Raw genomic sequence first — 11,786 nt, 5'->3', positions numbered from 1 at the left:
CACACCCGTCCACCCAGCGCCCCGGCACGGCCGGGTTACTTCACCGAGCCGCTCATCAGGCCACCGATGAAGTACCTGCCCAGCAGCACGTAGACGAGCAGGGTCGGCAGCGAGGCCAGCAGAACCCCGGCCATGATCGAGTTGTAGTCCGGGTTCTGGCCACCGGCGAGCTCGTTGAGCGCGTAGGTGACCGGGCCGTTGTTGCGGGTCGTGAGGAACAGCGCGAACAGGAAGTCGTTCCACGCAGAGGTGAACTGCCAGATCATCGCCACGACGAAGGCCGGTGCGGAGATGGGCAGCACGATCGAGCGCAGGACCCGGAGCATTCCTGCACCGTCCACCTTGGCCGCCTCGAGGATCTCGTTGGGCACGGCCGTCGCGTAGTAGTTGCGGAAGATCAGCGAGCAGATCGGGATGCCGTAGATGCAGTGCGCCATGATCAGCTTGACGATCCCGTCGATCCACGGCGCGCCGGCCTGGAGCTGCAGGAACATCCCCTGCAGCGGGATCATCACCGCCTGGTAGGGGATGAACATCCCGAACAGGAACAGCGTGAAGATCGTCTGCGACCCCGGGAAGGTCCACTTCGCGAAGACGAACCCGTTGAGTGCCCCCAGGACCGAGGAGATCACGGCCACCGAGACCGCGAGGATGAGCGAGCGGTACATCGAGGGCGCCAGGGTCGACCACGCGGAAGACCAGCCGTCCAGGGACAACCGGGTGGGCAGGTTCCACGCGGACGAGGCGTTGACGTCGGAGGCGGGCTTCAGGCTCGTCACCAGGATCACGTAGAGCGGGATCAGGATGATGACCACGAAGACGATCAGGACGGCGTAGCGCAGCGTGCGCGTCCCTGCGGAGCCCATCGTCCCGGGTGCGCCGTGCTGGACGGGCGCGACGGGGATGGCCTCTTCGGTGAGGACCGAGCTGGACATCAGCGACTCCTCTCCGAGCGGCTGGTACTCACCAGGTAGGGCACCACGACGATGGCCACGATGATGAGCAGGATGGTCGCGTTGACGGCGGCGGCCTGGGCGTCGGACTGGGCGAACAGCTGCGTCCACATCATCGTGGTCGGGACCGCCGCCTTGTAGGAGTTCGGTCCGGCGATGACATAGATGAGGTCGAACATCTTCATCGACATGTGCCCCAGAATGATCAGCGCCGACAGGGCGATCGGGGACAGTTGCGGGAAGAGCACGTGGCGGTAGATCTTCCACTCGCTGGCCCCGTCGATGCGCGCGGCCTCCCGCTGGTCGTCCGAGATGCCCCGGAAGCCGGCGAGGAACAACGCCATGACGTAGCCGGAGAGCTGCCAGATGGCCGGCAGCGCCATCGCTGCCATCGAGAACCGGTTGTCAGCCGACCACCACGAGCTCTGCAGCCCGTCGAGGTGCAGCTTGATGAACAGCTGGTTGAGGCCGATCGCCTCGCCCTCCCCCTTGGCCGGGCTGAGCAGCCAGCGCCAGACGACGCCCGCCGCGATGAAGGACACTGCCATCGGGAACAGGTAGACCGACCGGAAGAGCCCCTCAGCCGAGACGCCCTTCTCGAGCAGGACCGCCCACAGCAGTCCCATGAGCATGGTGCCGATCATGAAGACCACGGTGAGGACCAGCAGGTTCATCAGGGCGTGCCGGTAGTCACCGCTGCCGAGCAGCTGCGTGTAGTTGCGGTAGCCCCCGGGGTTGACCACCTTGTCGGTGACGAAGTTCGTCGACCTCTGCAGCGAGGTGAAGACGTTCTTGCCGATGAGGTAGTAGACGAAGACGCCCACGAGGATGATCGAGGGCAGCACGAGGAGGAACCCCGGCAGCCAGTTCTTTACCTTGCGCATGCTCACTGAGCCTCTCGGAGAGCGGGGAGGGTATGCCGTGTGGTGGGGGTGGCGGGTCGCCCCGCCACCCCCACCGGCGTGGTCAGCCCAGGTTCTTCTTCGCCGCGGCGGCGAGGTCCTTGACCAGGGTCGCGTCGTCGCGGCTGGAGTGGAACTTCGACACTGCGGTCGAGATGTCCGTCGACCAGGCGAGGTTGACCGCCGCGCCGTGGGCGATCGAGGACGCGATCGTGTCGGACTTGAAGTCGCTCATGGCGCTCTGCTGGTAGGGCGGGAAGTCGCTCGCCGGGACGTCGGTCCGGGCGGGGATGGAGCCCTTGGCGAGGTTGAACGCCTTCTGGCCCTCGGCCGAGCCGATGAGGCGCAGCCAGTCCTTGGTGCCCTCGGGGTTCTTGGTGCCCTTCGGGAGGGTGAAGGAGTCGGCGAGGAAGTCGAAGACACCCTCGGTCCCGGGGACGGGGAAGTAGGTGTAGTCCGTCCCGTCCTTCTTGCCCTTGCTCGCGAACTCGGCGACGGCCCAGTCCCCCATCACGTTGTAGGCAGCCTTGCCGTCGATGACCATGTCGACCGCAGCCGGCCAGTCGTCACCGTCGGACGCCGTGTTGGTGAACGTGAGCAGGGTCTTGAAGTCGGCCGCTGCCGTCTTGACCTCGGCCGAGTCCCAGGCAGTCTTGCCGTCGAAGAGGCCGGCGTACTTGTCGGCACCGAGGTCCGACAGGAGGACGGTCTCGAGCAGCTGCACCTGGGTCCACGTGCCACCGATGGTCAGCGGCGTGTTGACCCCGCTGGACTTGAGCTTCTGGAGGTCGCTGATCCAGGTCTTCATGTCCTTGGGGTTCTCGGTGATCCCGGCCTTCTTGAGCACGACCGGGTTCGCCCACACCACGTTGGCGCGGTGGATGTTCGAGGGCACCGAGTAGATGTTGCCCTTGACCGTGAGGCGGTCGAGCAGGTCCTTCGGGAAGACCGAGGAACCCCCGAGTCCCTCGATGACGTCGTTGACGGGCTCGATCTGGCCCTTGGCGATGTAGTCGGTCAGCTCGGCCCCCGCGTGGCCCTGGAACGAGCTCGGCGGCTGGTTGTTGGCCAGGTCCGAGGCCAGCTTGGCCTTGGCGTTGCTGCCCGCGCCGCCGGCGACGGCGAGGTTGACGAACTTGTCGTTGGGGTACTTCGTCTTGAACAGCGCCTCGAGCGCGTCGAGACCGGTCTTCTCGGAGCCGGCGGCCCACCAGGTGAAGACACCGACGTCCCCGCCGGCCCCTCCCGCCTTGGTGGCCTGGGACGACGACGAGCTGGAGGTCCCGGACGAGCCGGAGTTGGCGTCGCCCGTCGCGCACGCCGTGAGGGTGAGGGCTGCGGTGGTGAAGGCCACCGCCGACAACAGGGTGGTTCTACGCATGGGATGCCTCCTGGATGGGTTGGTGTGGACGGTGGTGGAGCTGGCAGTCGTGGTGGTGGTGCTGGCTGTCGTGGTGGTGGCGCTGCGAGGGTCGGGCGTCATGTCAGGTCTCCTCGGGGAGGGTGGCAGGGTGGTGAGGGTGGCCTCCGGGGGCCGCTGGGTCGACCGTCCGGCCGGGTCCGGCGCGCACGCGGCCGGGGTCGCGTGACGGGGAGCAGCGCAGCACCGTCACGGCGCCCTCGACGACCAGGTCGCCCGCGGCATACGGGACGAGCAGGGTCTGGCCGGCCCACAGGGGCGTCGGTTCCTGGTGGGCGGAGCGGAGCGTGCCCGCGCCGTCGACGACGACGAGCACCGAGAAGCCGGCGTCCAGGTGTGCGGGCTCGTTGCGGGTCCGGACGACGTCGGCGACGAAGTACTCGGCGGCCCCGGCGGGCAGCGCCGGGCGGACCCCGCTCCCGTCCAGCCATCGAGTCCGCAGGCTCCCGATGCCTTCGCTGTCCAGTGCCGACCGGGCAACGCTCTCGAGGGCGACCTGGGGATCGAGTCCCAACCAGGCGTGGTCGGCGTCGATCCCGAAACGCTCGTGCTCGAGCATCACGGAGAAGTCCGTGGGTTCCTGCAGCTCGACGACGAGGACGCCTGCCCCGATCGCGTGCGGCTGTCCTGCGGGGACGAGGACGGCGTCGCCACGCTGGACCTCGAAGCCGTTGAGCAGCGCCAGAAGGCGCTCGTCCTGGGCCTGCACGAGCTCCGCGAGGTGGGCGGCGTCGACGTCCTCGCGGAACCCGACCCAGACCATCGCCCCCGGCTCGGCGTCGACGACCAGCCACGCCTCGGTCTTGCCGTGGGCGCAGTCGAGGTGACGGGTGGCGAAGGCCCGGTCGGGATGGCTGTGGACGGGGAGCCGCTCCCCTGCGTCGAGCAGCTTGACCAGGAGTCCCGGTTCCACACCGTGGCGCGCGAGGTGCTCCTCCCCCAACCAGGCCACGGCGTCCTGCTCCAGGGCGTCGGCGAGCAACCGCCCGTCGGGCAGCACGGTGAGCCCGTCCCCGCCCTCGGCGAACAGCCGCGTCGTGGAAGCCAGCCAGTCCTCGGGACGCCGTCCGTCGAAGTCATCGGGCACGTCGAGGCCGCGGAAGGCCAGGATGCGCTCTCCGCCTCGGTAGAACCGCCGCGGCGTGTTCGGCGTGAGGGGGACGACCGCTCCGGTCTGGGTCAGGTGTCGCGTCACGGGGCGACCCCCACGGCCGCGCGCAGATCCGGTGTCGGGCGCAGGTCGCCGGAGGCGCGCACCACCAGCCGCGTCGGGAGGGTGACCGATCGCGGTGGCCCGTCGTCGCCGTGCACCCGCGCGAACAGCTGCTGCGCGGCGGCGCGGCCCATCGCGGCGGGGTCCTGGTGGACCACGGTGACGGCCGGCTCCAGCAGGTCGGCCAGCTCGAAGTCGTCGTAGCCGACGAACGCGACCTGCGCCCCCACACGTCGTACTGCCCGGAGCATGGCCACGGTCACCCGGTTGTTGCCGGTGACGAGCGCCGTGACCGCATCGGGCCCAGACGTCCAGCGCCTGAGGAGGTCGGCCAGCGAGTCGGGCGTGTGCGGCCCCATCGCCACACCGGGGTCGCCGTCGAGCCGGAGGTCGGCGTGGGTCGTGCGGAAGGCGCGCTCGCGCTCCTGCGCCGTCCAGTAGGCCGGGTCGTCGCCGAGGAAGCCGATCCTGCGGTGGCCGCGCGCAGCCAGGTGCTCGACGGCCGCGCGGATGCCCCCGGCGTTGTCGCTCAGCACGTTGTCGGCGGACTCGTCGGACCCCGGGCGGTCGACGTACACCACGGGGGCACCCCAGGTGCGGTGGAGTGCACCCTCGGTCCCCGCCGGCACCACGACCAGGCCGTCGACCTGGCGAGCCAGGAGGGCCGCGACGATGGCGGCTTCCCGCGCAGGGTCACCCTCGGCCGAGGCGGTGATCAGCAGGTGCCCCTCGCGCCCCGCCTCGCGTTCGACCGCCGCGGCCAGCTGCGAGTAGAAGGGGTTCGACAGGTCCTCGACGACGAGCCCGATGCTCGCGGAGGTCCCTCGGCGCAGCTGGCTGGCGCTGTCGTTGCGCTGGAAGCCCAGGCGCTCGATGACCTGGCGGACCTTGCGTGCCGTCTCCGGTCGCACCCTTGCCTCGCCGTTCACCACGCGGGACACCGTCTTGAGCGAGACCTCGGCCTCGCGGGCGACGTCCACCATCGTCGGTCGTCCGGACCCGGATGGTGACAACGTTGTCATGGCACGAGACTGCAACGGTCCTTCCGCTCCTGTCAAGGAGGCGCCAAAGCACTGTCATCTGTTTGTGACAACGATGTCATCCAATGTCACGAAAGATCCGCTCTGTCCCGAGCGGCCCACCTGGCAGCGAGCGGGACCGACCGGGCCAGACCGGCAGAGCCGGACCGAGTGCGACTAGGCCCGGTGTGCCGGGTGGCTGGGCCACGGGGCGTCGTGTGCCCGCAGCGTGGTCCAGCCCAGGTCCCGGGCTGCGAGCGCTGCGAGGGCCGCGATCGCGATCGTGGCGTTGTTCACACGGCCGGCGAGGACGGCGTCACGCACCTCTTCGAGCGGGACCCAGCGCACCGGCATACCGAGCTCCTCACCGTCCCTGACGTGGCGGTCGGACTGGGGAACGGGCGAGAGGTCACGCGCCAGGTAGATCCGCAGGGCCTCGTCGAGGCCGCCGGGTGAGCTGACGTAGTCGGCGAGCACGTGCCAGGTCGCGGCGCGCAGGTCGGCCTCCTCGTGCAGCTCGCGCGCGGCGCCCACGTGGGGAGGCTCCCCCGTGACGTCGAGGAGTCCGGCCGGGATCTCCCACTCGAAGGTCCGCACCGGGTGCCGGTACTGCTGGATGAGGCAGAGCCGACCCTCGTCGTCGAGTGCGGCCACGGCCACGGCGCCGGGATGGCGGACGTACTCGCGGGTCACCTCGCCGGCCTCACCGAGGTCGACGCGGTCGCGCACGACGTCCCAGACCAGCCCGTGCATGGCCACCTCGGAGTGGCGCACCGGCAGGGACTCGTGGCGGTCGGCGAGCTCTCCAGGGTCGGCGGACCCGTCGTGCCGCACGCTCACGCCGAGGCGTCGACCGTGCTGCGAGGTCGCTCGACCTCGACCAGGCGGGCCGCGCGCTGGGCGTTGATGGCGGCCTCGACCAGTCCGGCGAACAACGGGTGGGCTCGGTGCGGTCGGGACTTGAACTCGGGGTGCGCCTGCGTCGAGACGTAGTACGGGTGCACCTCTCGGGGCAGCTCGACGAACTCGACGAGGTTGTCGTCCGGCGACAGGCCGGAGAAGACCAGCCCGGCCTCCTCGAGCTGCTCGCGGTAGCCGTTGTTGACCTCGTAACGGTGCCGGTGGCGCTCGTCCACGGCCACGGCGCCGTACGCCTCTGCGATGACCGAACCCTCGGCGAGCTTGGCCGGGTAGGAGCCGAGGCGCATCGTGCCGCCGAGGTCTCCGGCCCCCTCGACGAAGGCCTTCTGCTCCTCCATCGTCGCGATCACCGGATCGGGCGTCTGGGGGTCGAACTCGGTGGAGCTGGCCCCGGCGATGCCCGCGACGTTGCGGGCGTACTCGATGACCATGCACTGCAGCCCGAGGCAGATGCCCAGCGTGGGGACCTGTCGCTCGCGGGCCCACTTGAGGGCACCGAGCTTGCCCTCGATGCCGCGCACGCCGAAGCCACCGGGCACCAGCACCGCGTCGACGCCCCCGAGGGCCTTCTGGGCGCCGGACTCGGTCTGGCACTCGTCGCTGGCGACCCAGCGGATCGAGACCTTCGCATCGTGGTGGAACCCACCGGCACGCATGGCCTCGGTGACCGAGAGGTAGGCGTCCGGCAGGTCGATGTACTTGCCGACGAGGGCGATCTCGACGGTGTGCTCGGGGCTGTGCACGCGCCGCAGCAGCTCGTCCCAGGCGGTCCAGTCGACGTCACGGAAGTTCAGGCCCAGCCGACGGATGACGTAGGCGTCGAGGCCCTCCTTGTGCAGGACCTTCGGGATGTCGTAGATGCTCGGGGCGTCGACGGCCGCGGCGCAGGCCTCGGTGTCGACGTCGCACATCAGCGAGATCTTGCGCTTGATGCTGTCCGGGATCTCGCGGTCGGCGCGCAGTACCAGCCCGTCGGGCTGGATGCCGACCTGCCGCAGCGCGGCCACGGAGTGCTGGGTGGGCTTGGTCTTGAGCTCGCCGCTCGGGGCGAGGTAGGGCACCAGCGAGACGTGCAGGAAGAAGACGTTGTCGCGACCCACGTCGTGGCGGACCTGGCGAGCGGCCTCGAGGAACGGCAGTGACTCGATGTCGCCGACCGTGCCGCCGATCTCGGTGATGATGATGTCGGGAGCTTCGGCCCGCGAGACCCCGGGGCTGCCGGCCGCCTGGGCCCGCATCCGCTCCTTGATCTCGTTGGTGATGTGGGGGATCACCTGGACGGTGTCGCCGAGGTACTCCCCGCGCCGTTCCTTGGCGATCACCTGGTTGTAGATCTGCCCGGTGGTGACGTTGGCCCGGCCCACGAGGTTGCTGTCGAGGAAGCGCTCGTAGTGGCCGATGTCGAGGTCCGTCTCGGCACCGTCGTCGGTCACGAAGACCTCACCGTGCTGGAACGGGTTCATCGTGCCCGGATCCACGTTGAGATAGGGATCGAGCTTCTGCATCGTCACTCGCAGTCCGCGAGCACGGAGCAGATGTCCGAGGCTGGAGGCGGTCAGTCCCTTGCCCAGAGAAGAGGCAACGCCGCCGGTTACGAAGATGTGTTTCGTCTGTTCCACCACGGGGTTCAAGCCTACGTCATGCCGGGCAGGGCTGAGTACCACTGGTGCCAGCGACTCGCCGTGGCTTTGCCGTCGTCCCACGATGTGGCCCGCTCGCGGCCCGCCGCGGAGGCGGTATGCCGGGCGGCCGGGTCAGTGAGGTAGCGCTCGACAGCGCCTGCCATCGCCGTGGCGTCACCCACGGGCACGAGTGCGCCGACACCCTCCACGAGGTCCCTGAGGCCGCCGGTGTCGGTGGCCACGACGGGCACACCCGCCGCCATGGCCTCCTGCACCACCAGGGCGCGCGCCTCCCAGCGGCTCGGGAGCACGAAGACCGCGGCGGCCCGCAGCCAGCGCTCCGGCTCGTCCTGCGACCCGACGAAGTGGACCGGCGCACGGACTGCCTCGGTCCTCAGCCGCAGCCGGCTGAGCAGATCGACGTCCCCGTCGCCCACGACCACCCACGAAGCGGGCCCCACTGCCGCCATCGCGCCCGCTCGGATCGACGCTGACGAGGCGGCATCGACGAGGGTCTCGAGATCCTTCTGCGGGGCGATCCTGGCGATGGTCAGCACCAGAGGCGAGTCGGGCTCCGGCTCGATTCCGTTCTCCCGCAACAGGACTGCTGCCAGGGCTCGGCGCTTGTCGCCGGCGAGCGGCTCGTGTGCGAGGAGTCCGGGAACGCGGGGCGACGGCACGGGTGCCAGGCGTGGCTGGCGCGCGCCGTGCCGTCTGGCCTCGTCGACGAGGTCGGTGCTCGCGCCGGTGACCAGGGCGGCACGACGAGCAACGAACCGCTGGATGGTAGTCGAGAGCCGGCCGCGCAGACCACGAGCGGCCAGCACGGCATTGTGCTGGCTCACCACGACGGGGGTCCGTGTCCCGACAGCGACGAGCACGGCCACCAGGCCGGCCTGGTGCCCGTGGGCGTGCACGACCTCGGCACCCTCGACGAGCCTGCGCAGCCGCCACAGGTGGCGCAGCGAGCCGATCAGCCCGGCGGCCCGTCCCGGCCACCACAGCCGCGCCTGCGTGATGCCGAACCTCTCGGCCGTGAGCCGGTCGGTGACCACGCTGACGTCGTCGCCCAGCTCGCGCAGACCCCGGGCCAGGTCCACCGCGTGGGTCCCGATGCCACCGGTGCTGCGCCCGACGAGCACCACGACCTTCATGAGTCGCTCCCCCGGCGCCGACCGCGGCCACGCTCGCGCAGGGCCTGCATGGCCTTGCGGTCGCCGACCATCATCACGCCCAGGTAGGCCAGGAGGGTCACGAGCGCGGTCAGCAGACCGCTGCCGAGGGCGGACCGCAGGGAGTCCGGAGACAGGCCCCGCGCCACGGTGTCGCCCACCGCGAGCCCCACCGCCACCGCCACGACAGCAGCCCCGAGGGTCCGGCCGGAGCCCTGGACCGCCTCGGCGCCCCAGGCGCTGCGGACCAGCAGCACCAGCACCACGGCCGACACGGTCATGCCCAGGGTCGAGCCGATGCCGAGCAGTGCCAGGGTCGTGCCGGCCCCAGAGCCCTCCGGGACCAGGGCGATCGGGACCAGTGCCGCGAGCGCCCACCCTGCGGCCACGGCGAGCGCCGCATGGATCGGCCGTCCGCGGACGTAGAGCGCACGGGTGAGCAGGGCGGTCACGGAGAAGCCGACGAGTCCCGGCGCATACGCCGACAGGGCGGCAGGCAGGGCCGCCAGCGCAGCCGCTCCGCCTGCGTCGGCACCCCGGTCGAAGGAGGCGAAGAAGACCCCAACCGGGCGGGAGACCGCCATCAGCACGGTGACTGCTCCGGCGGTCAGCAGCAGGATCCCTCGCAGGGCACCTGCCAAGGTGTCCCGGGCAGACGTGCCGACCGGCTGCTCGAGCAGCTCGGCGGCGTTCGAGTGCGCCAACGCCGGAAAGGCGGACGTCGCGATCGGGACCGCCAGCACGGCATACGGCAGGAGGTAGACGGCCTGGACGTAGGTGTAGACGTTGACCACACCGGTGTCGAGGGTGCGCGGTGCATGGGTCAGCCAGAGGGTCGCCGCGACGGCCCCCTGCTGGGCGACCAGCGCGAGCACGCCCGCCCCGGCGAGCGAGCCGGCCCGTCGGGCCACGCCCTCGGGGAAGGTGAACGTCGGCCGCAGCCGCACGCCGGCCCGCGCGGCCGGCACGAGCAGCGGCAGGCTGAGCACGACGACGCCGAGGGTCGTGCCCCCGGCGAGCATCCAGACCGCACCACTGGAGATGTCGGCCGGCGTGGTCGAGGCATCGGCCAGGAAGCGGTAGCCGAGGTACGCGCCGATGACCACGAGGCTCGACAGCAGCGGTGCGAGCGCAGCAGCCAGGAACCGTCGGTGCGCCTGGAGGATCCCGGCCAGCACGATCCCCACGCCGTAGAGGGCGACCTGCGGAGCGAAGATGACGAGCATCGTGGTGCCCAGGTCGGCGCTGCCCGGGACGTCGGTGTCGCCCAGGAGCAGCCCACTGAGCCAGGGCGCCGCGAGGGCGAGCAGGGCTGACAACGGCACGAGGACCGCCAACGCCCAGGTGAGCAGGGCCGATGCGGTCTGGTCTGCGTCCTCCCTGCGACCGCCGCCGAGCTGACCGGCGATGAGCGGCACGGCCACCGCCGCGAGGGCTCCCCCTGCGGCAACCTCGTAGACGACGTTCGGGAGCATGTTGACGGTCTGGTAGGTGTCCCCCACCCCGCCGGCTCCGACGTTGGCCGAGAAGACGAGGGTGCGGGCGAAACCCGCGAGCCGCGCCAGCAGCGTCGCAACCGCGATGACGGCCGCGGCCCTGGCCACCGAGGTGCCGACCGACCTGGCCGTCATCGACGACACCGCATCACGGGCGACACCGCATCAACGACGACCCAGGGCGTCCAGCTCGCGCAGCACCGGGGTGGACTCGATGACCTTGGTGAAGGACACCTTCTCCGAGGCCAGGGTCAGGGCTGCCAGGCCGGCCAGCGCGACCCAGCGGCCGCGTCCGCTGCTGCGCTGGACGAGGGCGGCACCGAGCAACGCGCCGGCGCTGTTGGCCCCGGTGTCGCCCAGCATCGCCTCACCGGACAGGTCCGGACCGAGCAGTCCGACGGAGGCTCCGACCGCGGCGCCCGCGGCAGCCGCTGAGCGCGGTGACGTCGCGGTGAGCGCGCCGAGCAGGATCGTGGCCTTGAGAGCGCGGCCGGGACGCAGGTCGAGGAGGTTGAGCAGGTTCGCCGTGCCGGCGATCACCGCGCCACCCACGAGCGTGTCCATCGCCCCGGGTATGCCGCGGGGCGCGGTGCCGTCCGCAGTCCGCGACCGCCTGTCGATGAGCGCGGCTGACACGAGGCCGGTGATGCCGAGGCCGACGATCTTCACCGCCCCGGTCGTGACCTCACCACGGGCGAGGGCCCCCAGGTGGCCCTTGAGGCCCTTGCTGCTGGAGTCGCCCCTGAGGTCGTCCAGCGCTCCGAAGGCCGCCGACGAGCTTGCCGCGAGCACCGGTCCCGGACCGGCACCGAGGAGCGCCGCGGCACCGGCGGCACCCGCGGCATACGCGGGGCCCTCGAGGAGGGTGACGGTGCGACCGGCGTGGTTGGTGCGATCCCAGGTGGCCGACCCACCCGGCGGGCGGTCGCGCAGCAGACGCAGGGCGGAGGCCGCGAGAGCGCCTGCGACGGCGCCGGACACCAGTGCACGCACGGCGGCTACTTGGTCGCCAGCTGGGGGAACGTGGCGGCGGCGCCGGATGCGAGGCCGTACTGCCCGGACTTGCCG

Annotated in this window: 10 protein-coding genes; all 10 read right to left on the bottom strand. The window is 70.9% G+C overall.

Features of this window, described 5'->3' with window-relative positions; genetic code table 11:
• Window positions 1–35 precede the first annotated feature (35 nt).
• Window positions 36–935, bottom strand: coding sequence for a carbohydrate ABC transporter permease (locus AC1DVZ_RS18255; protein WP_477619619.1), 900 nt, complete (start codon window positions 933–935; stop codon window positions 36–38).
• Window positions 935–1,837, bottom strand: a complete 903-nt coding sequence (locus tag AC1DVZ_RS18250; RefSeq protein ID WP_477619618.1) for a carbohydrate ABC transporter permease — start codon at window positions 1,835–1,837, stop codon at window positions 935–937. The genes AC1DVZ_RS18255 and AC1DVZ_RS18250 overlap by 1 nt, the downstream gene beginning before the upstream one ends.
• Window positions 1,838–1,919: 82 nt before the next feature.
• On the bottom strand, window positions 1,920–3,236 hold the full coding sequence (locus AC1DVZ_RS18245; RefSeq protein ID WP_477619617.1) for an ABC transporter substrate-binding protein: 1,317 nt from the start codon (window positions 3,234–3,236) through the stop codon (window positions 1,920–1,922).
• A 103-nt stretch (window positions 3,237–3,339) separates the two neighbouring features.
• Window positions 3,340–4,470: a class I mannose-6-phosphate isomerase gene (locus AC1DVZ_RS18240; RefSeq protein WP_477619616.1), complete on the bottom strand. Its 1,131-nt coding sequence runs from the start codon at window positions 4,468–4,470 to the stop codon at window positions 3,340–3,342.
• Window positions 4,467–5,510, bottom strand: a complete 1,044-nt coding sequence (locus AC1DVZ_RS18235) for a LacI family DNA-binding transcriptional regulator (RefSeq protein WP_477619615.1) — start codon at window positions 5,508–5,510, stop codon at window positions 4,467–4,469. The genes AC1DVZ_RS18240 and AC1DVZ_RS18235 overlap by 4 nt, the downstream gene beginning before the upstream one ends.
• Window positions 5,511–5,684: 174 nt before the next feature.
• Window positions 5,685–6,347: an NUDIX domain-containing protein gene (locus AC1DVZ_RS18230; RefSeq protein WP_477619614.1), complete on the bottom strand. Its 663-nt coding sequence runs from the start codon at window positions 6,345–6,347 to the stop codon at window positions 5,685–5,687.
• The gene (locus AC1DVZ_RS18225) at window positions 6,344–8,050 is read right to left on the bottom strand and encodes a CTP synthase (RefSeq protein ID WP_477619613.1); all 1,707 of its coding nucleotides are present in this window, start codon (window positions 8,048–8,050) and stop codon (window positions 6,344–6,346) included. Before AC1DVZ_RS18225 ends, AC1DVZ_RS18230 begins: the two co-directional genes overlap by 4 nt.
• Before the next feature lie 11 nt (window positions 8,051–8,061).
• Window positions 8,062–9,204: a glycosyltransferase family 4 protein gene (locus tag AC1DVZ_RS18220; protein WP_477619612.1), complete on the bottom strand. Its 1,143-nt coding sequence runs from the start codon at window positions 9,202–9,204 to the stop codon at window positions 8,062–8,064.
• Complete coding sequence (locus AC1DVZ_RS18215; RefSeq protein ID WP_477619611.1) at window positions 9,201–10,853, bottom strand: lipid II flippase MurJ; 1,653 nt, start codon at window positions 10,851–10,853, stop codon at window positions 9,201–9,203. The genes AC1DVZ_RS18220 and AC1DVZ_RS18215 overlap by 4 nt, the downstream gene beginning before the upstream one ends.
• A gap of 30 nt (window positions 10,854–10,883) precedes the next feature.
• Window positions 10,884–11,711, bottom strand: coding sequence for a hypothetical protein (locus tag AC1DVZ_RS18210; RefSeq protein ID WP_477619610.1), 828 nt, complete (start codon window positions 11,709–11,711; stop codon window positions 10,884–10,886).
• Between the last annotated feature and the right edge of the window lie 75 nt (window positions 11,712–11,786).

It is taken from the genome of Pedococcus sp. P2_E5 (assembly GCF_056403895.1).
The sequence above is the reverse complement of the archived record's forward strand: the minus strand, read 5'-3'. Positions and strand labels throughout refer to the sequence as shown.

Excerpts from the sequence above, each read along its gene's own strand:
- AC1DVZ_RS18255 (WP_477619619.1), bottom strand. The coding sequence starts at position 935 with ATGTCCAGCTCGGTCCTCACCGAAGAGGCCATCCCCGTCGCGCCCGTC.
- AC1DVZ_RS18250 (WP_477619618.1), bottom strand. The coding sequence starts at position 1,837 with ATGCGCAAGGTAAAGAACTGGCTGCCGGGGTTCCTCCTCGTGCTGCCC.
- AC1DVZ_RS18245 (WP_477619617.1), bottom strand. The coding sequence starts at position 3,236 with ATGCGTAGAACCACCCTGTTGTCGGCGGTGGCCTTCACCACCGCAGCC.
- AC1DVZ_RS18235 (WP_477619615.1), bottom strand. The coding sequence starts at position 5,510 with ATGACAACGTTGTCACCATCCGGGTCCGGACGACCGACGATGGTGGAC.
- AC1DVZ_RS18220 (WP_477619612.1), bottom strand. The coding sequence starts at position 9,204 with ATGAAGGTCGTGGTGCTCGTCGGGCGCAGCACCGGTGGCATCGGGACC.
- AC1DVZ_RS18215 (WP_477619611.1), bottom strand. The coding sequence starts at position 10,853 with ATGACGGCCAGGTCGGTCGGCACCTCGGTGGCCAGGGCCGCGGCCGTC.